We start from the raw sequence: 24,093 nt of genomic DNA, 5'->3' as shown, positions 1-24,093 counted from the left end.
GCTGATTTCAAGCGGTCTTTTCGGCAATGGGGAAGATCAGCGCGATCCTTAGGCCGGCCCCCTGGCCGTCATGGCTGCCCGGCCCGTCATCCAGCACCAGTTCGGCGCGATGGATGTCGGCAATAGCCTTGACCAGACTCAGGCCCAACCCGGAGCCTGGCTGATTGCGCGATTCCTCGAGGCGAACGAAGCGTTGAGTCACTCGCAGGCGATCTGCCTCGGCGATACCCGGACCGGTGTCGGTCACCGAGATTTCCGGACGCCCGTCACTGCACTGTCGCAGCCTTAGCTGAATCGCGCCGCCGGACGGCGTGTATTTCACAGCATTGTCCAGCATGTTCGCCATTGCTTGTGACACGAGGTTGGGATCTCCGCGGATCACTAGCCCTGACTCGGCCTGGATCCCGAAATCATGCCCGGAATCCTCACATACAGGCTCATAGAGCTCGCCCATGTCGGTCACCAACGGGCCGGGATCGAAAATTTCGAAACTGTCGCGACGTTCGCCGGCCTCGATCCGGGAAATACTCAATATGGCATTGAAAACGCCAAGCAATTCATCCGAATCGTTCAACGCCTGCTCCAGCGCGGCCTGGCGACTTGGCCGATCGCCCTCTGCGCGCAAGGCATCTTCCATGCGATTGCGCATCCGCGTCAGCGGAGAGCGCAGATCGTGGGCGATGGAGTCACCGACATTCCGCATGCGGTGCATCAGCTCTTCGAGCCGGTCGAGCATGGAATTGAAATTGGCGGACAATTCGTCGAGTTCGTCACCGGAACCATCGCGGGGCGCGCGCCGCGTCAGGTCGCCACGCATCACCGTGCGAGCGACCATGTTGACGGCATCGAGCCGGCGCGAGAACCGGCGGCTCACCACCACGCCGGAGATGATCCCGAGCGCGATGACCAGCGCCGACGCGGCAAGGATCGCGCGCAACATGCGGCCGATGAGCCGGTTCTCGTTCTCGATATCGATGCCCACGAAAACCGTGTAACCGTCACCGATCGGCACAGCTCTTGCCCTCGCCCGCCGGCTGTCTCGCGCGGAGTCTTCGCCATCGACCGGCGAACGGCCATAGACGAAATCGAGCCACCCCTCATCGCTGACCGGGGCTTCCGGCATGCCGTTGAGATTGCCGGATAACAGGCGGCCATTGGGGTTGATGAGCAGATAGAGGACGTCACTTCCGCCGACGGTGCGCTGCAATATGTAGCGATTGACGCCCTGTATTCCAGACTCGTCATAGCGCCGTTCGACGGCCGCAAGCTCGTCATTGATGACGGCATCGGTCCGCCGCAATGCGGCCCCGGCGGACGCCGCGTAGACAAAAGCCAGGATCAGGAAGCTGGACAGCGCGAACAGCGCCGCTGAAAGCAGCGTCAGCCGGAAGGCGGTTGTTCTGACAAAGGACGGCAGTTGCCGCGACATCCCCCCGCGCGCTCCGGGCTAGGCCTGGAGCCGGTAACCCGCCCCGCGCACAGTGTGAAGAAGTGCATCGTCGAACGGCTTGTCGATCTTCGACCGCAAGCGCGAGATATGCACGTCGATGACATTGGTCTGGGGGTCGAAATGATAGTCCCAGACTTTCTCGAGCAGCATTGTGCGGGTCACAACCTGGCCAGAATGCTTCATCAGGAACTCCAACAGCCTGAATTCCCGGGGTTGTAACAGTATTTCTTCGCCACCACGCAGAACTTTCCGGGCCAGCAGATCCATTTCGAGATCACCGACCACCAGCTTAGTGCGGACCGTTTCGGGATCCCTGCGCCGGGCCAGCGCTTCCAGTCGCGCCAGCAATTCTGCAAACGCATATGGCTTGACCAGATAGTCATCGCCGCCGGCTTTCAGGCCTTCGACCCGGTGGTCGACTTCGCCGAGAGCCGACAGGATGAGCACAGGCGAGGAAATGCCCTCATCGCGTAGCGTCTCGATTACGGAGAGCCCGTCGAGCTTGGGCAGCATGCGGTCAACGACAAGGATGTCGTACTCCGCGGTGCGGCCCATCTCGAGGCCTTCTTCGCCATCCGTCGCATGATCGACCACATGGCCGGATTCCTTCAATCCCTTGCGGATATAGTTCGCGGCCTCGCGATCGTCTTCAATGATGAGAATGCGCATATCCCCGCCTTTCCAAGTTGATGCGCCTAGGCGCGTTCCAGTTGCAGCGCCACGTAGCGCTGTCCTGCGGCACCCTGCACGAGCAGCAGAATGGCGCTGCGGCCATCACTCCGCGCGGTTTCGATCGCTTCCATGAAGTCCTCGACGGATTCCATCGTGTTGCCGCCGGCCTCGCGGATCACATCGCCCGGGCGCAAACCCTTTTGAGCGGCTTCACCGCCGGCATCGAGATCGACAACGATGAGACCGTCGCTGACGACACCGCTGGTCAGCCCGAAGCGCTCCTGCATGGCCTGGTCGACCGGACGGATTTCCATGCCGAAGAAGCGGGCTTCCGCCTGTTCAGGCTCGTCCACGGCGCGCATGTCATTGAGATCGTCTTCACCCGGACGATCGCCAAGCCGTGCGCGCAGCACGATATCGTCATCGTCGCGGATCACCGTGAAGCGGACGTCTTCGCCGGCACCGAAATTGCCGACGCGACGCGTCAGCTCAGCCGACGTGGAGACCGGGTCTCCATTGACTTCGGTAATGACATCGCCACGGCGGAATCCCGCGCGCTCGGCAGGACCGCCGGCGACAATCGAGGACACGATCGCCCCGCGCGGCGCATCAAGCCCGAGGCTCTCGGCAATGTCCTCGTTCACATTCTGGATTTGCACGCCCAGCCAACCGCGGGTCACGCGGCCGTTTTCGAGCAGCTGGTCAACGATATTCGCAGCAACATTCGATGGAATCGCGAAACCGATGCCGACATTTCCGCCGGAGGGCGAGAAAATCTGCGAGTTCACGCCGATGACTTCGCCATCGAGGCTGAAGGTCGGCCCTCCCGAATTGCCACGATTGATCGGCGCGTCGATCTGCAGGAAATTGTTGTAGACATTGGTCGGCAGCTCGCGGCCGGTGGCCGAGACCATGCCGAAGGTCGCGGTACCGCCAAGCCCGAACGGATTGCCGACCGCGATGACGAAGTCGCCGACCCGCATGTCCGGATCACGATCAAGCGTGACGAATTCGAAGTCGGCGTCATCGGTATCGACCTGCAGCAGGGCAATATCGGTCAGCGGATCGGTGCCGATGATCTCCGCCGGAAGCTCCTCGCCATTAGCCAGCGTCACTGTCACTTCCCGGGCGTTCTCAACGACGTGATTATTGGTCACCACGTGGCCTTCAGCGGAAATGAAGAAGCCGGATCCCAGAGAACGGCCCTCACGAGGCGTCGCGAAAGGCTGCGGCTGATTGGGGAATTGGCGCTCGAACCACTCCCGGAATTGCGGCGGCATGCCGTCAAATTGCGGGTTGGCATTGGCATCCGGTGCAGGCGCTACAATGCGCGCATTGATGGAGACAACGGCCGGGCTGACTTCCTCGATGAGGTCCGCGAGCGACCAGGGAACACCGTTGGGCACGGCGCCCGCATATCGGGGCGCGGCTTCTTCCTGCGCGATGGCGGCCGGGCTGGCTAACGCCAGAGATGCGGCGGCCATGATGGTGGCGGAAACCCAGCGAACACTTGAATTCATTGGTGATCAGTCCTCTTTCAGCGTGTCACACATTGATGTGGAATGTGGGGTGGAGTGGGTATCTTGACGATGGCCACATTCTTACGAAAGCATTACGAATGGTAGCTTGTCACGTCTATTCGACAAGCCGCGACCGTATCTTGACCTCTTCGTGCAGTGTCCGGTGCACCGGGCAGCGGCCCGCGATTTCCAGCAGCTTGGCGCGTTCATCGGCGGATAAATCGCCTTCCAGCCGGATATCCTTTTCGAAGACATCAATCTTGACCGGCTTGCCGGCCTCGCAACTCTCACAATCCTCGACATGGCTCTTGTTGTGGCGCACTGCCACCGTGACGCGGTCAAGTTTCAGTTTCTTGTGATCGGCATACATGCGGATTGTCATCGATGTGCACGTCGCCAGCCCGGCGGCGACATGACCGTAGGGAGTCATTCCTGAATCGTCGCCGCCCACGCTTGCCGGCTCATCGGCCAGGGTCGCGAAGTCCTGGTTGACCACCCAGTTCTGGAATTTTCCAAGCCGCGTTTCCTGGGCTACGACCCCATCCTTCACCGGTTTTGGCGGAGCCGGCAGCGGGTCGGGAGCCGCATAGCGGGCGGCCCATGCCGATACGATATCGGCCACGAACGCGGAATCAGCCTCTCGCGTCAGCAGATGGTCGGCATCGTCCAGGCTGATGAAGCTCTTCGGATGCTTGGCGGCGACAAAAAGCCGGGTCGCATTGTCGATCCCCACGGTCTCGTCCAGCGGCGCATGGCAAATCAGGAACGGTTTTTTCAGATCGGCTGCGGCATCCTCGAGCGAGCGGCCACTGATGTCGTCCAGGAATTGCTTCTTGATCTTGAACGGCCGGCCCGCGAGCGAAACCGTCGCTTCGCCCCTGGCCTCGATCTCGGCAACTGAATCCTCGAACTGCAGTGCCACGTGGTCGGCATCAGCGGGAGCGCCGATCGTGACCAGCGCCTTCGTCGAATCGATGCGGCTCGCCGCCGCGATGACAGCGGCACCGCCGAGGCTGTGACCAATCAGCAGCGATGGCGCTTCGTATTCGTCCGCGAGATGCGCGGCCGCGTTCACAAGATCATCGACATTGGACGAGAAATTGGTGTTCGCGAAATCGCCCTCGGACTGTCCGAGGCCCGTGAAATCGAACCGCAACACGGCAATCCCGTGACGGGCCAGCCGCCGCGCGATCCTTGATGCGGCATGTATGTCCTTGGAACAGGAAAAACAGTGGGCGAACAGCGCGTACGCACGCGGTTTGCCACTGGGAAGTTCCAGTTTCGCCGCTAGCGTATCGCCCTGGGCACCTGCGAACTCGACTTTTTTCGAACTTGGCATGCGGGCCTCCTCGGTCTGTGCGGCATGTGATCGCATCACGGCGCGACCGCAAGTCAAACCCGGGTCACGCTCGCGTCAGCGTCGTCGTGAAGCCAGGCCGATCAACAGGCCGCCAATCAGCAAGAGAAACAGCGGAGCCAGGTAGAGCGGCGCGGTGGTCGCGGTAAAACGCGGCCGCATCAACACATCGTCGCCATAGCGCTGCGACAGCGCGATACGCACGGAATCGACCTCTGCCCCTGCCGCGATCTGCGTGCGTACAAACGATCGCATGTCCTGCGCCAGCGCCGCGTCGGAATCGGCGATCGATTGTCCGTCGCACACCACGCAGCGTATCTCCCGCATCAATTCTGCGGCCTCGCGTTCCTGCTGCGGTGTCAGTTCCGCGCCCTGCAATAGCAGGCTGGCCAGCAATATCGCGATCATGCGGCAACCTCCGCGCGTCGCCGGTCCATCCAGCGCGACACGGAGGCCAGAAGACCACCGATCACGATCAGAATTGCACCCAGGCCGAGCAGCCAGACCAGAGGATTGAACGACACCCGGATTTCGTAGGCAATCTCGCCATTCGCGCGCGTCCGGGGCTCGCCCAGCGAGACATAGAGATCGCCGGACGGGCGGCTGTGAATCGCCACTTCGCGAGTCGTTGTTTCCGCTGCCGTGTAGAAGCGCCGCTGCGGCCTCATCACGCCATCCGGCTGCAGGTCGATGCGCGCCTCGTCCGCCAGATAATTGGGTCCGTCCGCACGCGTCACAGCGTCCAGCGTCAGCGTGTAGCCGGCAACGGCGAGACTTTCACCCGGCACCAGCGCCGCTGTGGTTTCGGGCTCCCCGGTCGAATCGGCGACCGCGCCCAGTGCAATCGCGACGATCCCCGCATGGGCCAGCAAACGTCCCGCCAATCCCAGCCGCGCCGAGCCCGAGACCAGCGAACGGTGGTGCCAGAGATCGGCCGTGAGACCGGCCAGCGTCCAGCCCGCCAGCGCTGCAGCGGCAATGGCGATCGGCGAGGCGCCAATCCAGACCGCCCACAGCCCGCCCAGCACGCCGGGCAGGATCCAGAGGCTTGCCCGCACGGCCAGAGCGCGCGTCAGTCCTGCTTTCCGCCACGGCAGAAACGGCGCCAATGGCAGGAAGATCAGTAGCGCCGCGAGAAACTTGGTGGCAACGAAATTATAGTAGGCCGCGCCGATCGATACGCCGGTAGCGCCGAATGCGGCTGCGATCAGCGGATACACCGTTCCGATCAGGACGATGCCGGTAACCACGGTCAGCAACAGATTGTTGATGCCGATGAACGCTTCGCGGCTGGACAACGCAAAGCCCTTTCCGTGACCGAGCAGGTGCGAGCGCAGTGCGAACAGTGTCAGCCCGCCGCCTGCAAGCAGCGTCATGATCGCGAGAATCCAGAGACCGCGTTCGGGATCGAGGGCGAAAGCATGGACGGATGTCAGAACGCCGGACCGGACCAGGAAAGCCCCCAGCGTCGACATCGAGAACGCCATGATCGCCAGAAACGCGGTCCATCCGGCATAGTTTCCGGTACGTTCGGTGGCGATTGCCGAGTGAATCAGGGCCGCGGCGATCAGCCACGGCATGAAACTGGCATTTTCCACGGGATCCCAGAACCACCAACCGCCCCAGCCGAGTTCGTAATAGGCCCACCAGGCCCCAAGCGCGATGCCAGCAGTCAGAGCCGTCCAGGCAATCAGCGACCAAGGGCGAAGCGCCGCCGCGATCGCGCGCCCACCGCGGCCCTCGATCAATCCGGCGACTGCCAGCGAGAACGCGGCGGAAAGGCCGACATAGCCAATATAGAGCGTCGGCGGATGCACGGCGAGCGCCGGATCCTGGAGGATCGGGTTGAGCTCGGCGCCGCGTACCGGCACATCCGCCAATCGCTCGAACGGGTTTGACGCGAACACCAGGAAACTGAGAAAAAGGAGCTGGAGGGCGCCCTGAACCGACACTGTCCGAAGCCTGAGCGGCGCGTCATTCGACAGCGCAAACCGTGCCAGCGCAGCGCCCATGGCGGTGAGCATCACACACCAAAGCAGCATGGATCCTTCATGCCCGCCCCATGCGGCCGCGATCTTGTAGAAAAGCGGCTTGTCGACATGCGAGTGGCTGGCGACATAGGTCACCGAGAAATCCGATTGCAGGAACAGGATGATCAACAGGGCGAAGGCCATCATTGTCCCGACAAGCGCACCGAAAGAGGCGCGCTCCGCCATCGCTGCGAATATCCGGGATCCCGACCCGGCAGCATGCCAGCCGGCTGCCAGCTGGAACAGCGACAGCGTCAGGGCCAGCGCGATGAAGAAATGGCCGAATTCAGCGATCATTCACCGGTCTCGCCTTGCCAGACGCCGCTTTCCCGGAGTGCCTCGGCGACTTCCGGCGGCATATAGGTCTCGTCATGCTTGGCCAGCACTGTGCTCGCCTCGAACAGGCCGGCTTCAACGAAGGCACCTTCGGCAACCACGCCCTGGCCTTCACGGAACAGGTCCGGAAGCGAGCCGTCAAAAGTCACGCGGATAGTGGCTGCTCCGTCGGTGACGGTGAAGCGGGCACCGCCGGCGTCCGGCATCTGAACACTGCCTTCCTCAACCAACCCTCCAATGCGGACCCGTTCGCCGATCGCGGGCTGCGATTCAGCCACTTCGCTCGGGCTGTAGAACAGGACGATTGCATCGCGCAGTGCGACCAGCGCGAGTGTGACGGCGCCGGCCAGCACGACAGTAGCCACGCCGACCATGATCAATCTTTGGGTTCGAGCTCTCATTCCGCGTTTTCCCGTTCAATCGTGAGTGCCGCCATCAGAATGTCGAGGATTACCATCGCGCCTTCATTGCCAAGAAAGGCTCTTCGGGTTTCCAGAAGCGCTTCACGCGCTTCGTCCTCGCGTTGCATGAGACCGTAAACTCTGATCAGGCGCAGCCGGTCGGCAAACCCGGCATCGCCGCGCTCGACCCGCGCCTCCAGCCGCGACACCATTCCTTCGATCCGCGTCACCGGATCGAAGTTTTCGTCTTGCGCTGCCGCCGCAACCGCCGCCGCATCGACCTGTGGCTGCGACAGCAATTGGAACGCCTGTTGCGCGATGAGTATGCGGTAAGGGCTTCGTTCGTCTAGCCGGGCAATAAGGTCCAGCCAGATCGTTTGGGCGGCATCGACTCGGCCTTCCTGGAACGCCGCCAGACCGAGAAAAAAGCTCGGCTCGGGGAGGTCCTGATCTAGCCGGCGGGCTTCTTCGAAAGCCGCCACTGCCTCATCTGTGACTTCGCCTTCGTTGAGATTGATGAACGTTTGGCCGAGATCGGACAGCGTTTGCGCGTCAAGCTCCAGGCGGAGCGATCGCTGGAAGGCGTTGATCGCTTCCAGCTCGCGCTCCCGGCGCGCCAATCCTCGGCCCAGCTGTGCCCAGCCTTCGGCGTTCTCCGGGTCCTGGCGGATCAGGTCGCGCCAACGTTCCTCCCGGGCATCCGCATCCAGGGTGGACGGTGCAGCCGCCAGGCGCTCCCGCGCTTGTTCGGCATAGGGGGTCCCCGGCTGTCCCGGCCGCCCGCCGGCCAGATAGATCAGGCCTGCAAGCGCGACGACGCCAGCGGTTAGCGACGGCGCGAGCCAGCGCGGCTGCGACCTGGCCGACGGCCAGGCGACGAATGCGGCGAATGCAAACCCGGCGATCGCAATGAATATGGCGAGGGCGATCATTGCGGTTCCCGGCTGAAGACGAGCGAATAATTTTTGGCCGGCATGGCGATTTTTTCCTGCAAGCCGAACTTATGCCGCGCGAACAGGTCCGTCACCGTGTCAAGCGGGCGCACACCCCAGAGCGGGTTTCTCGATTTCAGGTTTTCATCGAAGGCCAGATTGGACGGCGCACTCCCCTCCTCGAGCAGAAACGGACCATAAAGGAAAACAACGCCACCGGGCGCAACAATCTGCGCGGCGCCCGCCGCAAGGCCCTCCGCCACTGCCCACGGCGCGATATGAATGACGTTGCAGCAGACAATGGCGTCGACCGGCTGCAAGCCCGCGGCCCAGCCTGGCGCTGAAGCGTCGATCGCCGCTGCTGGCTGCAGATTGGCAATCTCGCGGGAACGCGCGGTCGCACTGGCCCGCGAAGACGGATCGGGATCGCTCGGTGTCCAGATCAGGTCGGGCCGCGCGCGGCAAACCGCTTCGGCGTGCTCGCCTGTGCCGCACCCGATCTCGAGGACTTTCGCAGATTCGGGCAGACGCGGCGACAGCACGTCACGTATCGGAACGGCATTGCGGGCTGCACTCGGAGAAAAGAGTTTCTCGCCCGCTTTATCTCGGGACTCTAGTGCCACCGGTTGCTTGGTGTAATCATTGACCATGCCAGCGGGATAGGCAGCGAACGCAACCTACGCAAGGATATCAGGCTGCGTTCGCCTGGACTGCGGCACTGCGACGCTGGATCAGATCCGCATTTTCATCGTCTTCGAAGGCCCGCATATAGCGTACGACAAGCGCAAGGGCTTCGACAGCAAACGTCTTGTCGTCGTCTTCCGCCGTTCGAAGGATTTCAAGCAGGTTGCGGCCGCATTTGTCCAATTCGTTTCGAGCCAGATCGGCGGCGTGTTTCTGCGGGCTGGCAACGGCGGCTTGGGTCGCCCAGTCCGCGGTCGCCGCGAGCAGGCACAACGCGGCCTCAGCCTGTTCGATGATGGCGGGCTCAGGGATCGTGCCAGCTTTCGCCAATCCTCTCTGCCCCTTCGCAGGCTGGGGCAGCGCTCGTGGGAACGACTGTTCGAACTGCCGGAAAAATTCTTCCAGCGCCGCAGACGCCTTGGCCCGGATGCCGAATAGCGTTTTGCCCCAATCGCCGTCCTTGCGGATGCCGAATTCGCGAGTCATGCCGACGGAAATTCGTACGAATTCAGCGACCGCTGTTCCCGCGGCCTCGGCTTCCTCAAGCGTTTGCGGCGCCTTGGTCAGCCGGTCCGCATAAAAGGCCGCATTCGCCAGAACCAGATCGCCGATATCCGCGAGATCCGTTTTTGACACCAGCGAGTCGTCGGACTTGCGGCCGATTTTCTCCACGACGCGGAAAATCTGCGGCGTCTTTTTCAGGCGGGCGGTCAGGATCTTCAGGAACCACAGGCTGGCATCCGGTGCGTCATTGCAGATCGTTTCATGTGCATCACGTGCTTCGTCGACGAGGTCTGGCGACAAGTCTGCGATGGCCTCCGGAAACGGCTGCAGCGCGGCATGAAGAATCTGGTCGTTTTCAAGCAACGTCTGCGCATCGCCCAGCAATGCCTCGAAATCGTTGCCGAGTTCGCCCTTCAGGCGCCGCAACACGTCTTTTTCGCTCTGACTGCGCTGTAATTGCACGCTGAGCGATTCAGCGATCTTCGAGCGCCAGGTCTGCATGGCGGCGTCATCCGATTCAGCAGGCTGGTCATGCGAGTCGGGCGCCGTCAGCTCTTTGATCTTCTTCAATTGTTCTGAAGAAAAGCGCGAATGCGTCGGCGGCTGATCCTGTGTGCCAGTTACGTCGGCAAATATGCGGAACAGCACGGTGTCGTAGTCTGGCACCTCGGTGTCGGCTTCGCTCTCGCCATCAATAATCGCAAAAACTTCTGCCAGTTTTCCCGATGAGCCCGCGGCCGATTTCAGCTGAACGCGCAATTCGGGCGAGATCGCCGCCCAAAGCGTCGACAAGCTTTTCAACTGTTTTTCATTGAGCGATGCCATGATCACAACCCGCTGCGCAATCAGACAAATTAGAGAATTAGGGTTAACCGCGATTTATCAAAAGCGCCCGGGCAGGATAAGCTTTGCAGCGAGTCCTCCGGCTGGCGAATCGCCAAGCTCCAGTTCGCCGCCGTAGATCCGCGCAAGTTCCACCACTATCGAGAGGCCGAGCCCCGTGCCCGGCGCTTCTTCGTCCAGCCGGACGCCGCGTTGGAGTGCCTGCTCGCGCTGCTCTTGTGACATGCCGGGTCCGTCATCCTCGACGATGAGGAAAAAATTGGCTTCATCTTCGACGCCGCAGCGAATGGTTGCGCGGCGACTTGCCCATTTGCAGGCATTGTCAGCGAGGTTGCCGACCATTTCCTCGAGGTCCTGACGCTCTCCGCGAAACGACAAACCCTGATGCCCCTCGGCCGAGATGGCCTTTTCCTGTCGGGCGTAGATCTTGCCCAAGGTGCGCGCGATATCCTCGACCACATCGCCCACTGAACACTGCGCCCCGATGGCCTTGGCATGAGCCGCGGCCCGCGCCCGGCGCAGATGATGGTCGACCTGCCGCGACATGGTCTCGGTCTGTCGCCGTACCAGACGTGCAGACTCGCTGTCATCATTGGCTGTCTCGTTCATCAGCACGGCGATCGGGGTTTTCAGGGCGTGCGCCAGGTTTCCGACATGGGTGCGTGCGCGTTCGACCACCTCGCGCGAATGGTCGAGCAGCGAGTTGAGTTCGTCTCCGAGCGGTTGCAGCTCAACGGGGAAATCGCCTTCCACCCGCCGGCTGCGGCCTTCTCTGACGTCGGCAACCGCGTCGCGCATACGGAACACAGGGCTAAGGCCCACCCGCACCTGCAAGATGACGCCGGCTGCGAGCACGATGCCGAAGACGAGGAAGATGCCGATGGAAATTATTGCGAAACGCCGGACCTCGGCATCCGCCGGGCGACGGTCCTCGGCGGCCAGAACGAGTATTCGGCCGCCCTCGCCCGGCAATTCGATCGCTTGCGCCACGACACGCAATGGCTGCCGGTCCGGGCCGTGTGCATTGTAAACGATGGGCTGACCGAAATTGTTGATGACCCGTCGCTCGACGCGCGGCCGGACAGGTACGGGCTCGTCCCAGACCGAGCGTGAATTACCGACCACGCTCCCAACAGCATCTTCCTCGAGCCGGTTGATCTGCCAGTACCGTCCGGAGAAAATCCGCTCATAGCGTGGATCGGGCGGCGGCCGAGAGGGCAAGACCGCACCATTTTCGACGGGCTCCGACGTAGCGACAATATTGGCAACCACTGCTGTCAGGCGGTCATCCAGCGTCCGCAGGACGGATTGACGGAATAATGTGGTCAGCGCCAGTGCAACGGCGACCAGCGCAATCAGGATCCAGATCGCCGAGGTCGCGACGAGACGCCGGACAAGAGATCGCCGGTGAGCGCTCACGCGGCCTTGGATTCAGGGTCGATCAACCGATAGCCGAGCCCCCGCACGGTTTCGATCCGGTCCGAGCCGATCTTCTTGCGAAGCCGCCCGATGAACACCTCGATCGTGTTGGAATCCCGATCGAAATCCTGATCGTATATATGCTCGACCAGCTCCGAGCGCGAGATCACGCGATCCTGGTGGTGCGCCATGTAGCTGATCAACCGGAATTCGTGTGACGTCAGCTTGACCGGGGCGCCGTCGATGAAAACGCGCGCGCCTCTCGTGTCGACCGACAGCTTGCCGCAATCAATGCTCGATGAGGCATGGCCTGCCGCGCGCCGGGTCAGCGCCCGAAGCCGGGCCAGCAATTCCTCGGTATGGAAGGGCTTGGTGAGATAATCGTCAGCACCGGCGTCGAAGCCCGCCACCTTTTCGCTCCAGCGATCGCGTGCGGTGAGAATCAGAACCGGAAAGTCACGGCCGTCGGAACGCCAGCGTTCGAGCACGGTCACACCGTCAATCTGCGGCAAGCCGAGATCCAGCACTGCCGCGTCATAGGGTTCGGTATCTCCCAGGAAATGACCGTCCTCGCCGTCAGAGGCGACATCAACCGCATAACCGGCATCGGTCAGCGCCCGCTCGAGCTGGCGGTTCAGATCAGGATCATCCTCGACGATCAGGACTCGCATCGGCAGCCTCCCTACCTTTCCTGGAGAATCCGGCCCGTGCGGGCGTCAACAACAACGTCGATGCGGCGCCCTTCCCGGGTCAGGATCTTGATGATGTATTGCGGTGAAGCTCCACGCACGAGTTCGGCATCAAGCACCTGGGCGCCGGGATGCCGGTTGCGTACGATAGAGATCACGCGCAGCGCCGGCAGCACGGCGCCGGAATCGCGGGCATCGCGCGCCTGCCCCGAGGACAGGCGGTCTTGCAGGCTTTGCGCGTTGGCAGCAGGTGCCAGAACGCTCCCGCCAAGGGCGGCGAGAGCGGCGGCGGCAAGGCCGGCGGTGATCACGTTTCTTCTGTTCATGCCGGGCAATCTGCCTTTGGGTCACTGAACGCGCGCTGAATGAATAGATAATCAGATTTGCAGGTTTTTGCGAGGGTTGTAGCCCGCTGGCGGCATCCAGGTCCGGAGCCGGTCAGCCAGGTCCTCATTTGCCGGAAAATCGACCATCAGTCGCACGATCTGGTCCCCGGCCGGTTGGCCGGACCTTCGCACGCCGCGGCCTTTCAGCCGCAGCAGCGTGCCGGACGACGAGTTTGGCGGGATCTTGACGTCGACATCACCATGCAGGGTCGGCACCCGGACCTTTGCACCGAACACGGCTTCATGGATCGAGACCGGGAGATCGAGGTGGATCGTGTCACCCTCGCGGCGCAACCAGCGATGTGGCCGCACCGCCAGCGTGATCAGCAGATCGCCGTCAGGGCCGCCATTCTGGCCGGGCTGGCCCTGCCTTGAAAGCCTTAGCACCTTGCGGTCTTCGACACCGACCGGAATCTTGACATCGATGCGGCGTCCGTCAGGCAGTTTCAGCCGTTGCGATCCGCCTTTCGCGGCCAGCGCGAAATCGACGTCGAGCCTGGCCTGGATGTCACCGCCGCGTGCCGCGCGCGGCCGGGCGCCCAGATCGCTGAACAGATCGGAGAAGATGTCCGTGAACTCGCCGCGCTGCGCGTGGCGCGATGACCGGAAATGGTGATGCGGGGCAACTTCCTCGCCTCTTGCGTCAATTTCTCCGCGGTCGTAGCGCGCCCGCAGGGTCTTGTCGGACAACAGCTTGAACGCGGCACTGATCTGTTTGAATTTTTCTTCCGCCGCAGCGTCACCCGGATTGGCATCAGGATGATACTGCTTCGCCAGCTTGCGGTAAGCCTGACGGATCTCGTCCGCAGAAGCAGACTTGGCCACGCCGAGAATGCGGTAGGGGTCGCTCATCGCTCAACTGCTGCCGGAAACGCATCGGCAAAGCAAGTCGGCTAGGCGGCAAGCGTGATCGTCGATGAATGGCCGGGTCCGTATCTGGCCGATACCTGTTGCACGCGAACATCGAAATTCACTGGCAGCGGACCCATGGCAGACGTGATGACATCCAGGTCGAGCGCGATTTCCGGCATCACGGTTTCCTCGACGAGCACCTCGGCACCCTGCTGGATCAACGTTACCTTATAGACCTCGCTTTCCTCGGCCAGCGGCACGTCCGGCGAGACCCAGTCATCGCCGCCCAGACGGGTGCGCCTTATCCAGTGCACGCGGAATCCGCCGAGCGTACGGTCTGCTTTCAGATGAGCCACGCCAAGTGGTGCAATGTCGGCCCCATCGTAGACATGGTCGATGACGTCGTGGATCAACGGATCCGGGACGCTGCCGAGCGGCACAGCGGCATAAGACAACGGCAATCCGCGCTCGCTTGGTGCGAGCGACAGACCTTGCAGGGTTTCATCGATCACGACAATGTCTGCGTCGGCGAGGTCGCCAAGATCCAGATCTCTCGCAGCCAGCAGGCCGCACAATTCGTATGTCTGCGCGGCGACTAGCTCTGCGGACTCAAACTGAATCCATGTCCAGCAGGGCCCCAGATCCACGGCTAACCGGTTTTCGCCGCCGAGAACATCAAGCGTCGGGGGCGACACCAGTTCGCCCCAGTCCAGCGATACGGTTAGGCGGGCATTCCGGTTCCACCGGCTGTCTGCCATCCATCCGGCCGCCGAGACTATCCGTCCGGTTCTTGCCGGCGATTCTATCGCTTCGCGCGGCGACAGCGCGGATTCTGAGCTGCCGACATGAAGCGTTGTCGGGCCGGGCCAGGGGTCAGCCCCTGCAGCCAGCAGGACGCCGTATCGCTCCTCGGTTTCTGTCGGCAGGAGCGGCATGTCGAGGATCCGTAGCGCAGGTTGCGTCAACGGCTGGAGCGAAGGTCCGGACACGACTGGACTGGTTCCGGTCCGGACTGTGCCGGTGGTAGTCAGCGGACGCGCATCGACATCGCGAATGGCTTGCCCCGTGGCCGAATGGATCAGCAGGAACTGGCTATCGAGCCCGATCGTATCGCCCGCTTCCAGAGCGAGTTTCGAGGGGGCGAGCGCGAATTGTGTTCTCGCGGCACCGTGACTGGCACGCTCAAGCAGAGCATTGGACCAGCTCCGTGCCAGCGGCTCATCGGCCAGGAGCGGGAGCGTGATGTCGAGCACCGCCTCCAGATCGCTGGTGAGGTGGCGCGCATACACCGTGGAAATCCGGTAGTCCGGAGCATCCAGCCGGTATTGCAGGCGAACATCCCGCGGCAAAAGCGCGGTTTCTGGCAGCGATCTCGACACGGCGCCTCCCGCTTCGGTCAGCACCAGGCAGGAAGTCGCCAATTCGAGGCAAATCGGATTGTGCGTCCCGATTGCCGTCACACCGCCGATTCTGTCGGCAAGCTCGAAACCATAGGCCGCCATCAATGGCTCGAGCGATCGCCGGGCCGGCACAGGGCGGTCGATCACGAAGCCGGACACCAGCCCACCGAGATCGGAGACATCGATTTCAACGCCGGCGCGCTCACCGATCTCGCGCACGATGAGCGCCAGCGGCGAAAGCCCAGTCCGGCCATTCAGCCAGTGACCGAGACGCCAGTTGTCTCCATCCGACCAGACATTTCTGCGCACCGGAAAGTCGGGGAATGGCCGTGCATCCCAAGTCCAGACATGGATATCGGCCGGATCGATCATCGGGCCACCATAGATCGCCGATACCGGGCTGGCGCCCTCTCCCCAATAACTTGTAATCGTCTCGATATAGCGCCGCTGAATCAGGTCATCGCGCGCGCCGCTGGAATAATGGGGCAGTCGGCTTTCCGCACTCTTGGGGTCGACGAATACATTTGGCTGGTTGCTGCCCTTGTCGACGGCCGGGCAACCCAGCTCGGTCAACCAGATCGGCTTGGATTCCGGCACCCATGACGTTGCATCTCCCAGCTCGACGCCGGCCTTGCGGTTGATGTGCGGCTGGCGCCACCAATTGCGCAAATCCTTGTAGCGGAAAACCCAGTCCTTGCCGTAAGCGCCATCGGTTATCGCGGTTCGGTTTTGCGTATCCCGATCGGCTGGTGAGGCATAATACCAATCATAGCCTTCGCCGCCCTCGACATTGGCGGCGAGGTAGGCGGCATCCTCAGGCCCCTGCGCGACAGCAGCGTCGAGATGGTTTCCCTCCCGCCAGTCCGACAGCGGCGCATACCAGTCGATGGCCACCGCATCGATCTCGGCATGCGCCCACAGCGGATCGAGATGGAAGAATACATCGCCGCTGCCATCCGCGGGATGGAACCCGAAATATTCCGACCAGTCAGAGGCATAGGACAAGCGTGTCGCACTACCGAGCAATTGCCGGGTTTCTGCCGCAAGATCACACAGATGGTCGACGGCCGGAAAGCTGTCGCCCGTTCCGCGCACGGTTGTGAGACCGCGCATTTCCGAGCCGATGAGAAAACCGTCGACGCCGCCCGCGGCCTGCGCCAGTGCTGCATGATGCAGGATGAAATGCCGGAAATGCCAGTCTTGCGGCCCCGAATAACTGACCGTCTCGCCGGCAACGGCGAAATCACCGGCTGCAGCGGATCCAAAGAAGTCATCGACCGCGGCAGCCGCTGCGGCGGTCTGGTCCGGCGACCCGGGAGAGCCGGGCGCCGGGTGGCAGCTGATCCGGCCGCGCCAGGGATAGGCCGCCTGTTCTGCCTCGCCATAAGGGTCGGGCCGCGCGTTGCCGGCTGGTATATCCATCAGGACAAAGGGGTAGAGCGAGACCGAAAATCCACGCGCCTTCAGCTCCCGGATGGCAGATATCAGCGAGGCATCATCCGGCGTGCCGCCATAGGCCGGGCGGTCGTCTATCGTCGAGACGAGATAGGCGCTTGATCGATCGAGCCCGGCCACGGACCATATGAGGGGCCGCGTAATCCGCTCGCGGGTTTCGACGCCGGGCCGGATCTCGCAGAGATCGCACCGCAAGTCCGTTCCGAACCAGGCAGACACAATCAGCACCGACCGGCACGCCGGAAGCTGGGCTTCGAGATCGTCGATTGCCGCCATAAAGTCCGGCTGGCCGCGGCCATTGTTCAGATTGATCCAGTTCTGGCGTCCCGGCCCGACCTCCTCGCGCACCGGCGTTGTCGCATAGGCAAACTCGCCCGAAGCCGGGATCAGGTCGATGGCTTTTATCGTGTCCTCGAGCCGGGTTTCACCTTCGCCGGCCCAGGGACTGCGGAAAACCTCGAATGCGAAACTCGGCACCCGGTTGCCGAACGCCTCGAGCGGCAAGTCCTCGAACACGACATAGGCGAGCCCGCGAAAGCCCGGTGCGTCGGCAACGCCCTCAACTGCCTGGATGAGCGGATCGGGTGGCTGGTCTTCGGCACCCGTATAAAGCCGATAGGGATGAACGCTCTGATCGAGCAGCTCGCCATTGGCCCAGATCCGGCCGATGCCGCCAATCTCGCCTTCGCCCAGCCCGACCGCAAGGCTGATCGAATAGCTGTAATTGGATACGCGCGGCCCGCCCTTGCCGCCGCCCTGGCGGTCATGATGTTCGCGGAAGCGCGACGCCCAGATCACCTGCCCCGCAATGCGGCCGCGTCCGAAGATGAGCGGTATCGCTGCGCCTTCTGTCGACGTCTGGATCTGCAGGGACTCGAGTCGTGGCCCGTCGATGGCGGGTTGCGCGAACAGTACACGATCCAGCGAGGCCCCGATCGCGCTGCCGGCGAAACCGCCAATCGTCGCACCGCCGAGCTGGACACCCAGTGCCGACAAGCCGTTGGGAAACAGGACCTGGCCGGCGGCCGAGCCGATCGCGCCGAGAATTAATTGTCCCATGACACGTGATTTCCTGGAAATGCGAAGCCTGCCACGAGGCGCCGGCGCCACCAGCGTGTCAGTGCCGTTTCGGTCACCGAGCGCATAGCGTAACTGTGCACCATGGAGTCCGGACGGCACAGGATGGCGCAATGCCCAGGCGGTGATCCGACGCTCCACTGGAACACAAGGATATCGCCGGGCTGGCAATCTGCCGCGGCTCTAACCGCGCAGTATTTCGAAAGCTGTTCAGCGAGCTCATTGCCTTGCGGTCGCGAAACATATTCAGGCAGCGGATGCGGTTCCCGACCACAGCACGCGCGCCAGACGCCGCGGACCAACCCGACACAGTCGCAACCGGCGCCCCGCACACTGGCGCCGCGGCGATAGGGTGTGCCGATCCAGCGGCGGGCTTCCTCGATGATGTCGGTCCGCCGCGTCATGGCCGTCCGCGTGATCCACCATCGCGAACGGGTTCAGAACCCGGCGATGCCAACAGGACGTCATTGCCCGGCATCAGCGAGAAACCGCGAAAATTGACGATGTTCGCGAATTTGTCGCGGCAGGAGGCGTGCAGCTTGTCGCAACCGGCCACGATCTCGAACGTGTCACCCGGGTTGACGCCGTCGACGCCGCTCAACGCGACAAGGATGCTCGCCGCACCGGCCGAATGCCGCATCACGCGTTGCGAAGCGCCACTGTTTGCGCCGCTCGTCCAGGTCAGTTTTCCTGCGCTGAACCATCCATCTTCATAGGTTTCAAGGCCACTTGTCTCGATACTGCCGGTGAGAACAGACGTTACGGAACCAAAAGCGCTGAACGCGGGATCCTGGAGGTTGATGCCGCACCGTGAATCGCCAAACTCGGCGTCGCAATGCCGCGAATAGATTCGGCCTATTGACCGCTCCAGTCGCAGGGAGAACCCGTTCAACTCGGCGCGATATGCCACGCCGTCATAGGTCACAGCACCTAGCTCACCCCTCCAGGTTTTCACACGCAACCCAACATCGCGCCAATCGACCCGGTAGAGGTCCACTTCGGCGCGATCCCAGAGGCCGGCGGCAAGATCGGTCAACGTGAAGGCATCATCTTCGAACAGGCCGGAAACTTCGCTGCTTGCGCTTTCAAGACCCAGCCGGGCATCCAGATCGGATCCGCTGAATCCGGTTTCCGGGCGATAGCTGAGCCCGTCGAAAACCAGGACGCGGTCATGATCGGTGAAGCCGAAAACAGCACCGTCTCGGCGTTCGACGCGCCAGCACCAGGCAAGCGTCGTCACCCCGTCATCCAGTCGGTCCTGCAGGCCTTGAGGAACAGACAACATGGCTAGGCCCGGATTTCGATGATCGGCAGGTCGGCGATCTCGCCCGCTTCGATGGCATCCAGCGAAATATCGAGCCGGTCGGTATCGAAGCGGGCCGGCACATCGAATTCGTACCCGGCGGTCAGCATCGTTCCGGCCGCTGGAGCAATCGCGAAACTCACTTCACCTGTCGCGGTGTCGACGGTGAAATCCGTGCCCTCGGCCTGTGCAATGCCGTCAACGGCCACGCGGACGCTCTCGGCAACCGGCTTGCGGATCGGACGGTCATACGCGCCCGCCGCATCTTCATAACGCTTGATCAGCTGGAACTCCGACGTATTGCCGTCGCCCACACCGAGCACCTGGTCAGTCGGCGAAACGGGTACACCGCTGGCATGATCGACCGGATCCCGGAAGCGAAAGCCGTGCAGCTGGCCGTGCCGTGCTTCAAAGAACGCAATCAACGTTTCGACATCATTCAATGACCTGATACCCGGTGCCGCATTCCAGCGCCGGCGAGAATGTGCCCATGGCGAATTACGTTCCTCATGGCCGGATACCAATGCCACGATCTCTGTCCGGCGGACCGGACCACCGCTTGCACCCAACGCCAGCGAAAACGGATAGCGCACATCATGAAACACGGTCGTCATAGCCGCGCTGCTCCTTTGCGGACGGCGCGCGCCAGCGCTGTTGCGATCTGGGCTTCCGAGCGCCGGAGGGTTTCACCAGAGGACGCGCCCAGAAGGTTGACGGTCACCTGGATCGGTGCCGCCGCCGTGACCTGACCGGCCACGGACGGCCTGAACACTTCCGGTCCGCGCTCGCCCACCAGATAGCCGCCGCCCGGCTGGACCGGGCCGCCATCGGCCCGCGCACCGAAGAAAGGCAATTGCGCCGCTAACTGGTTCATCAGATGGTCCAGCGGTCCGGTGATGAAACGCTCGGTCGCGATGCGCGACAGGTCACGCATTATGGCGTCAGCCATGGCAGCAAACGAAATTTCGCCGGAACGCGCCGCCCGCGTCAGCGCAGATTCAATGCTGTGCCCCGCCCGCTCGAAAGCCGTGCTCATCGCCTCGGCAGCTTGCTGCGCTGGCCCGTCAGCGAGCCGGGTCAATGCCTCGCCGGCGCGCACGGCCTGGTCGGTCAGGCGCTCGATATCGTCGTCAACTTTCATGGTTCAGCGTCCGGATGGGCTTTGAGGAGCGCGGTCAGGTCGGCGCGTTGCAATCGCTCGGGCGCGGCAGCCGTGGTGAGCCAGCGCCATTCGCGCAGCGACAAGCACCAGAAACCGGCGGGCGCCAGCCCGTATCGAAACACCGCCGCGCGCAACCAGTCATCGAAGCGTATGCCGTTCACAGCGCCGCTTCGAAGCAATCGGCGACGGCGCGTGCCGCATCGGCCGGGTCGATACGCGCACCGGAAAGATCGGCCGAAACGCCCTCCCCGCCCTTGAGCAAGGCTTGCACGACCAGCACAAGGTCCGCGGCGGTCAACTGCTTCAACTGCATTCCCAGCGCCGCGAATCCGTCACATCCGAGCCCTGCCTCGATCTCCGCCAGTGCCCCGAGCGTCAGGCACAGCGTGCGCCTGTCTCCATCGATCATCAGCGGCACCTCGCCGCGCGCCGGGTTCATCTACGCCGCCGTGAATGACAACGCGCCGGCCGAGGCCAGCGACAGTGAGTAGGTCGCCTCGCCATCATGCCGCCCGGCATATTCCAGCGCGGCGATCTGGAACGGCCCCTCGATAACGCCAAAATCCGGGATGACGAGCTGCCAGTTCGGCATCGCCTGATCGAAAAACGCCTGGCGCACGGTCTCGTCCGCAGCCGCATCGACAAACAGGCCGGCACCGGTCACGGCGCAGGATTTTACGCCCGCCCCGGCGATTAGCTCGCGCCAGCCCGCGGGACTGTCGGAATTCGTCGCATCGACGGTTCGCGCATTCAGCGTGATCGTGCGCGCCCTTAACCCGGCGACACTGGTGAAGCTTTCCGGCGATCCGCCATCGCCGATCTTGAGCAACAGGTCTTTTCCGCGTTGAGCGGTCATGGAAGTCTCCGTCAATGGGTCTGGATCAGGGCGCGCACCCGCAGCACACCGTGCACAAGCCGGCTGTCGGCCGTACGGAACACGTCTGCGTAGACGACGCGGCAGGAAAGGAGCGTGAACCCCGTGCCGAGTGCGAACGAGGCTTCATGAGCCGCAGCACGCAAGACGCCAAGCATTTCCTTGGTTTCGCGCCGGCCGGTGTCACGCGTCCACAGATGAAGGGTCAGCCGGTGCTCGATCAGGTCGGCATCGACCGCATCACGCACTTCGCTGACAGCGCGCCCGACCGTGAGATAGGGATAGGCGGCGCCATTCGGTGCCGCATCGAAGATTCGCGCAGGGTCGCCGAGCACCGCCTGCACATCCGCATCGGCCGCAAGCCGTGCCAGCAGCGCATCCTGGAAGGCAGCCTCGGCGCTCACAATCGCACCCGCTTGTAGGGCGCCAGCAAACCCTGCACGGCCAGTGGCAGGGGCCGCTCTGCCCCGCCCTCCCGGTTGTGATAGGCATCTGCCGTCAGCCGCATTACCGCTTCGCGCAGCGCCGACGGAACCGCTTCGGCGGCCGCGCCATATCCCGCGTCGAACACGATCTCGATGCCGGCTGTTGCACGGCCGGGTATCGGAAAGGCGCCGGACCGGACAGCAATGCGGCCCGGATCTGACGCTGTGTCGACAAAGTAATCCTCCGCCGGCCAGGCGCTGGCACTATCATCGGTATCGAAGGTCGTAACTGACGCCACCGAGATCAGCGGCGGCATGGGCAGGCGGAATTGCTTGCCATTCCCGGTCGTCCGCCCCGGCACCTCCCAGCAGTCGATGGCCTCGCGATAGGTTCGCATGATGAGTGCCCGCCCGGCTTCCGCCTCGACCCGCTGGCGCGCCGCGGCAATCAGCTGGACGATCAAATCGTCCTCATGATCGCTCGCGACGCGCAGGAAGGCCTTGGCTTCGGCCAGCGCAACAGGCTCGACCGCCGGCGGCGTGACGAGTTGCAACGTCATATCGGTATCTCCCGGAGAAGCAGGCGGCGGGATCACCGCCGCCCGGACGTGGTCTGCCTAGGACAACCCGAACTTCATCAGCTTGATCGCGTTGAAATCCTGCACCCCGCCGCCGACGCGCTTGGTCGTGTAGAACAGGACGTAGGGCTTGGCAGAATAGGGATCGCGCAGCACCTGCACGCCCTGGCGGTCGACCACCAGATAGCCGCGGCGGAAATCGCCAAAGGCAATGGCGAAGCTGTCCGAGCCGATATCCGGCATGTCCTCGGCTTCCGTCACCGGATAGCCCAGCAGCGTCGCCGGCCCGCCCGCCGACAGGGCCGGCTGCCAGATATAATCGCCATTCGCATCCTTGAACTTGCGCACGGTCGACACCGTCTGCCGGTTCATGACGAAGCGTGCATTCGCGCGATAGCCGGGCTTTGGCGCATAGACAAGGTCGATCAGGTCATCGACCGGATCGCTGGCTGCGAAATCGCCATCCACACCCGTGGCGACATAGCCGATCTCGCCCCACACCGCCGACGCGTTCGCGGTCTTGGTATAGGCAAGGAAGCCCTTGGGCCGGTCGGTGCCGCTGCCATTGACGAAGGCCTCGCCCTCCTGCGCAGCGAACACGTCTTGCACCTCCTCGGCCAGCCACTGGTCGATATCGGCCAGCGCGTCGTCCAGGAGCTGCGTCGTTGCGGCCGGCATCGCATAGAGTTCCGCCGTCGGGAAATCGAGAAGATCCAGCGTCGGACTGCCGGTCTCCGGCCGTGCCGCCGTCTCCGACACCCAGCCGGTCGCCGCCCCGCCGAGGCTGATCGGCTTCTTGAAGGTATGCGCCGTCGTCTGCTTGACGCCGGCGATCGCGCGGATCGGCGAGGCCGACGTCAGGAGACGATCGATCAGCGCCTCGGTCTCCGCCGGAGCGACATAACCGCCATCAGCATTGACGCCCGCCGACAGGGACTTGCCCTCGATCAGCCGCGAGGCTTCGCCGGTGCGCAGATAACCGTCCCAGGCGCTCTGCGTTTCGCCGCGGCTCTTGCCTTCCAGGCCCGGGCGGGCGGCCTCCAGCGTCAGCCGGTCGAGCCGGTCCTGCGCACGGGTCAGCGCCGTGTCGATGCGCGCCAGTTTTTCCTCGAGCAGTGGATCAGCCGCCGCCTTCGCCTCGATCTCGTCGAGCCGTCGGTCATTGGCGTCCTTGAACGCTTCGAACGCGCACAGCACCTCGCCCAGCGCCGCGCGGGTTTCCGCCGACGGCGCCGCCATCTTCGTTTCCTTCGTCATGAATATCCTCTTGCTTGACGATGGTTATGCGGCCATGGCCGCAGGCGCCGCGACGCGCAGGCGCGCTTGCGGCAACATCGGGAAGGTCACGATTGACACCTCCCACAAATCGATTTCGATCAGTTCGCGCCCGCCGCCCGGCCGCGGCACGGATCGCAAGGTCCGAAAGCCGATCGACAGCCCGTCGACCGCACCTTGCCGGATCAGCTCGGCGCTCGCCCGGCCACGCGGTCCGGCGTGCAGCACGCGCCCACGTACGAACAGGCCGCTCGCATCTTCATTGATCTCGTCCCACACCCCGACGGGTTCACCCGCATCGTGCTGGAACAGCATGCGGATGTGTTTCGCGCCGCCCTGGCGCCACCCGCGTGCAAAAGCGCCCGGCCGCACGACATCGCGGTTGAGATCGGCGATGCCGAACAGGCTGGCATAGCCTTCTATGCGCAGCGGAGAAGCCGCGGCCTTGGTCTCGCCCATGGCTGACATG

At 63.2% G+C, this 24,093-nt stretch carries 26 protein-coding genes; all 26 read right to left on the bottom strand.

The features are described 5' to 3' along the window. Nucleotides 1-7 precede the first annotated feature (7 nt). Complete coding sequence (locus ACOOFN_RS11575; protein ID WP_420431629.1) at nt 8-1,429, bottom strand: ATP-binding protein; 1,422 nt, start codon at nt 1,427-1,429, stop codon at nt 8-10. 18 nt (nt 1,430-1,447) lie between these two features. Then, the gene (locus ACOOFN_RS11570) at nt 1,448-2,119 is read right to left on the bottom strand and encodes a winged helix-turn-helix domain-containing protein (RefSeq protein ID WP_420431627.1); all 672 of its coding nucleotides are present in this window, start codon (nt 2,117-2,119) and stop codon (nt 1,448-1,450) included. A gap of 26 nt (nt 2,120-2,145) precedes the next feature. Continuing rightward, on the bottom strand, nt 2,146-3,642 hold the full coding sequence (locus ACOOFN_RS11565) for a Do family serine endopeptidase (RefSeq protein WP_420431625.1): 1,497 nt from the start codon (nt 3,640-3,642) through the stop codon (nt 2,146-2,148). A gap of 115 nt (nt 3,643-3,757) precedes the next feature. Then, a complete protein-coding gene (locus tag ACOOFN_RS11560) occupies nt 3,758-4,981 on the bottom strand; it encodes an alpha/beta fold hydrolase (protein WP_420431623.1) in 1,224 nt (407 codons plus the stop codon). Between the two features lie 75 nt (nt 4,982-5,056). Further along, a complete protein-coding gene (locus ACOOFN_RS11555) occupies nt 5,057-5,407 on the bottom strand; it encodes a cytochrome c-type biogenesis protein (protein ID WP_420431621.1) in 351 nt (116 codons plus the stop codon). Continuing rightward, a complete protein-coding gene (locus ACOOFN_RS11550) occupies nt 5,404-7,326 on the bottom strand; it encodes a heme lyase CcmF/NrfE family subunit (protein WP_420431619.1) in 1,923 nt (640 codons plus the stop codon). Before ACOOFN_RS11550 ends, ACOOFN_RS11555 begins: the two co-directional genes overlap by 4 nt. Continuing rightward, on the bottom strand, nt 7,323-7,766 hold the full coding sequence (gene ccmE, locus ACOOFN_RS11545; RefSeq protein ID WP_420431617.1) for a cytochrome c maturation protein CcmE: 444 nt from the start codon (nt 7,764-7,766) through the stop codon (nt 7,323-7,325). Before ccmE ends, ACOOFN_RS11550 begins: the two co-directional genes overlap by 4 nt. Further along, entirely contained in the window at nt 7,763-8,698 is a 936-nt protein-coding gene (locus ACOOFN_RS11540; protein WP_420431615.1) for a tetratricopeptide repeat protein, read from the bottom strand. Before ACOOFN_RS11540 ends, ccmE begins: the two co-directional genes overlap by 4 nt. Further along, nucleotides 8,695-9,348, bottom strand: a complete 654-nt coding sequence (locus tag ACOOFN_RS11535) for a DUF938 domain-containing protein (protein ID WP_420431613.1) — start codon at nt 9,346-9,348, stop codon at nt 8,695-8,697. Before ACOOFN_RS11535 ends, ACOOFN_RS11540 begins: the two co-directional genes overlap by 4 nt. Before the next feature lie 40 nt (nt 9,349-9,388). Then, entirely contained in the window at nt 9,389-10,711 is a 1,323-nt protein-coding gene (locus ACOOFN_RS11530) for a hypothetical protein (RefSeq protein WP_420431611.1), read from the bottom strand. 57 nt (nt 10,712-10,768) lie between these two features. Further along, nucleotides 10,769-12,148, bottom strand: a complete 1,380-nt coding sequence (locus ACOOFN_RS11525) for an ATP-binding protein (protein WP_420431609.1) — start codon at nt 12,146-12,148, stop codon at nt 10,769-10,771. Further along, the gene (locus ACOOFN_RS11520; protein ID WP_420431607.1) at nt 12,145-12,819 is read right to left on the bottom strand and encodes a response regulator transcription factor; all 675 of its coding nucleotides are present in this window, start codon (nt 12,817-12,819) and stop codon (nt 12,145-12,147) included. The genes ACOOFN_RS11525 and ACOOFN_RS11520 overlap by 4 nt, the downstream gene beginning before the upstream one ends. 11 nt (nt 12,820-12,830) lie before the next feature. Beyond that, nucleotides 12,831-13,163, bottom strand: a complete 333-nt coding sequence (locus tag ACOOFN_RS11515) for a PepSY domain-containing protein (RefSeq protein WP_420431605.1) — start codon at nt 13,161-13,163, stop codon at nt 12,831-12,833. 51 nt (nt 13,164-13,214) lie between these two features. Beyond that, on the bottom strand, nt 13,215-14,075 hold the full coding sequence (locus tag ACOOFN_RS11510; protein ID WP_420431603.1) for a DnaJ C-terminal domain-containing protein: 861 nt from the start codon (nt 14,073-14,075) through the stop codon (nt 13,215-13,217). A gap of 41 nt (nt 14,076-14,116) precedes the next feature. Next, nucleotides 14,117-17,989: a baseplate multidomain protein megatron gene (locus ACOOFN_RS11505; protein ID WP_420431601.1), complete on the bottom strand. Its 3,873-nt coding sequence runs from the start codon at nt 17,987-17,989 to the stop codon at nt 14,117-14,119. Then, nucleotides 17,977-18,411 (bottom strand): NlpC/P60 family protein, encoded by a 435-nt coding sequence (locus ACOOFN_RS11500; protein WP_420431599.1) that lies wholly within the window; start codon nt 18,409-18,411, stop codon nt 17,977-17,979. Before ACOOFN_RS11500 ends, ACOOFN_RS11505 begins: the two co-directional genes overlap by 13 nt. Beyond that, nucleotides 18,408-19,292 (bottom strand): DUF2163 domain-containing protein, encoded by an 885-nt coding sequence (locus ACOOFN_RS11495; protein WP_420431597.1) that lies wholly within the window; start codon nt 19,290-19,292, stop codon nt 18,408-18,410. The genes ACOOFN_RS11500 and ACOOFN_RS11495 overlap by 4 nt, the downstream gene beginning before the upstream one ends. Nucleotides 19,293-19,294: 2 nt before the next feature. Continuing rightward, entirely contained in the window at nt 19,295-19,924 is a 630-nt protein-coding gene (locus ACOOFN_RS11490) for a phage distal tail protein, Rcc01695 family (protein ID WP_420431595.1), read from the bottom strand. Next, on the bottom strand, nt 19,921-20,451 hold the full coding sequence (locus ACOOFN_RS11485; protein ID WP_420431593.1) for a phage tail tape measure C-terminal domain-containing protein: 531 nt from the start codon (nt 20,449-20,451) through the stop codon (nt 19,921-19,923). The genes ACOOFN_RS11490 and ACOOFN_RS11485 overlap by 4 nt, the downstream gene beginning before the upstream one ends. Beyond that, entirely contained in the window at nt 20,448-20,633 is a 186-nt protein-coding gene (locus ACOOFN_RS11480; protein ID WP_420431591.1) for a phage tail assembly chaperone, read from the bottom strand. Before ACOOFN_RS11480 ends, ACOOFN_RS11485 begins: the two co-directional genes overlap by 4 nt. Then, nucleotides 20,630-20,911, bottom strand: a complete 282-nt coding sequence (locus ACOOFN_RS11475) for a GTA-gp10 family protein (RefSeq protein WP_420431589.1) — start codon at nt 20,909-20,911, stop codon at nt 20,630-20,632. Before ACOOFN_RS11475 ends, ACOOFN_RS11480 begins: the two co-directional genes overlap by 4 nt. Next, nucleotides 20,912-21,328, bottom strand: a complete 417-nt coding sequence (locus tag ACOOFN_RS11470; protein WP_420431587.1) for a phage major tail protein, TP901-1 family — start codon at nt 21,326-21,328, stop codon at nt 20,912-20,914. It abuts the gene before it with no gap. Between the two features lie 11 nt (nt 21,329-21,339). Next, nucleotides 21,340-21,750, bottom strand: coding sequence for a DUF3168 domain-containing protein (locus ACOOFN_RS11465; RefSeq protein ID WP_420431585.1), 411 nt, complete (start codon nt 21,748-21,750; stop codon nt 21,340-21,342). Next, entirely contained in the window at nt 21,747-22,331 is a 585-nt protein-coding gene (locus ACOOFN_RS11460; protein ID WP_420431583.1) for a head-tail connector protein, read from the bottom strand. Before ACOOFN_RS11460 ends, ACOOFN_RS11465 begins: the two co-directional genes overlap by 4 nt. Nucleotides 22,332-22,388: 57 nt before the next feature. Further along, complete coding sequence (locus ACOOFN_RS11455; RefSeq protein WP_420431581.1) at nt 22,389-23,606, bottom strand: phage major capsid protein; 1,218 nt, start codon at nt 23,604-23,606, stop codon at nt 22,389-22,391. 24 nt (nt 23,607-23,630) lie between these two features. After that, complete coding sequence (locus ACOOFN_RS11450) at nt 23,631-24,083, bottom strand: HK97 family phage prohead protease (RefSeq protein WP_420431579.1); 453 nt, start codon at nt 24,081-24,083, stop codon at nt 23,631-23,633. Between the last annotated feature and the right edge of the window lie 10 nt (nt 24,084-24,093).

The sequence above is a fragment of the Hyphobacterium sp. genome (genome assembly GCF_965217055.1).
GTDB lineage: Bacteria > Pseudomonadota > Alphaproteobacteria > Caulobacterales > Maricaulaceae > Hyphobacterium.
Note: the sequence above shows the minus strand (reverse complement) of the source record. Positions and strands in the feature narration are given on the sequence as shown.

Bases quoted from the DNA above. Each gene is read 5' to 3' on its own strand.
- ACOOFN_RS11575 (WP_420431629.1), bottom strand. From the start codon at position 1,429: ATGTCGCGGCAACTGCCGTCCTTTGTCAGAACAACCGCCTTCCGGCTG.
- ACOOFN_RS11570 (WP_420431627.1), bottom strand. From the start codon at position 2,119: ATGCGCATTCTCATCATTGAAGACGATCGCGAGGCCGCGAACTATATC.
- ACOOFN_RS11565 (WP_420431625.1), bottom strand. From the start codon at position 3,642: ATGAATTCAAGTGTTCGCTGGGTTTCCGCCACCATCATGGCCGCCGCA.
- ACOOFN_RS11560 (WP_420431623.1), bottom strand. From the start codon at position 4,981: ATGCCAAGTTCGAAAAAAGTCGAGTTCGCAGGTGCCCAGGGCGATACG.
- ACOOFN_RS11555 (WP_420431621.1), bottom strand. From the start codon at position 5,407: ATGATCGCGATATTGCTGGCCAGCCTGCTATTGCAGGGCGCGGAACTG.
- ACOOFN_RS11550 (WP_420431619.1), bottom strand. From the start codon at position 7,326: ATGATCGCTGAATTCGGCCATTTCTTCATCGCGCTGGCCCTGACGCTG.
- ccmE (WP_420431617.1), bottom strand. From the start codon at position 7,766: ATGAGAGCTCGAACCCAAAGATTGATCATGGTCGGCGTGGCTACTGTC.
- ACOOFN_RS11540 (WP_420431615.1), bottom strand. From the start codon at position 8,698: ATGATCGCCCTCGCCATATTCATTGCGATCGCCGGGTTTGCATTCGCC.
- ACOOFN_RS11535 (WP_420431613.1), bottom strand. From the start codon at position 9,348: ATGGTCAATGATTACACCAAGCAACCGGTGGCACTAGAGTCCCGAGAT.
- ACOOFN_RS11530 (WP_420431611.1), bottom strand. From the start codon at position 10,711: ATGGCATCGCTCAATGAAAAACAGTTGAAAAGCTTGTCGACGCTTTGG.
- ACOOFN_RS11520 (WP_420431607.1), bottom strand. From the start codon at position 12,819: ATGCGAGTCCTGATCGTCGAGGATGATCCTGATCTGAACCGCCAGCTC.
- ACOOFN_RS11515 (WP_420431605.1), bottom strand. From the start codon at position 13,163: ATGAACAGAAGAAACGTGATCACCGCCGGCCTTGCCGCCGCCGCTCTC.
- ACOOFN_RS11510 (WP_420431603.1), bottom strand. From the start codon at position 14,075: ATGAGCGACCCCTACCGCATTCTCGGCGTGGCCAAGTCTGCTTCTGCG.
- ACOOFN_RS11505 (WP_420431601.1), bottom strand. From the start codon at position 17,989: ATGGGACAATTAATTCTCGGCGCGATCGGCTCGGCCGCCGGCCAGGTC.
- ACOOFN_RS11500 (WP_420431599.1), bottom strand. From the start codon at position 18,411: ATGACGCGGCGGACCGACATCATCGAGGAAGCCCGCCGCTGGATCGGC.
- ACOOFN_RS11495 (WP_420431597.1), bottom strand. From the start codon at position 19,292: ATGTTGTCTGTTCCTCAAGGCCTGCAGGACCGACTGGATGACGGGGTG.
- ACOOFN_RS11490 (WP_420431595.1), bottom strand. From the start codon at position 19,924: ATGACGACCGTGTTTCATGATGTGCGCTATCCGTTTTCGCTGGCGTTG.
- ACOOFN_RS11485 (WP_420431593.1), bottom strand. From the start codon at position 20,451: ATGAAAGTTGACGACGATATCGAGCGCCTGACCGACCAGGCCGTGCGC.
- ACOOFN_RS11475 (WP_420431589.1), bottom strand. From the start codon at position 20,911: ATGAACCCGGCGCGCGGCGAGGTGCCGCTGATGATCGATGGAGACAGG.
- ACOOFN_RS11470 (WP_420431587.1), bottom strand. From the start codon at position 21,328: ATGACCGCTCAACGCGGAAAAGACCTGTTGCTCAAGATCGGCGATGGC.
- ACOOFN_RS11460 (WP_420431583.1), bottom strand. From the start codon at position 22,331: ATGACGTTGCAACTCGTCACGCCGCCGGCGGTCGAGCCTGTTGCGCTG.
- ACOOFN_RS11455 (WP_420431581.1), bottom strand. From the start codon at position 23,606: ATGACGAAGGAAACGAAGATGGCGGCGCCGTCGGCGGAAACCCGCGCG.
- ACOOFN_RS11450 (WP_420431579.1), bottom strand. From the start codon at position 24,083: ATGGGCGAGACCAAGGCCGCGGCTTCTCCGCTGCGCATAGAAGGCTAT.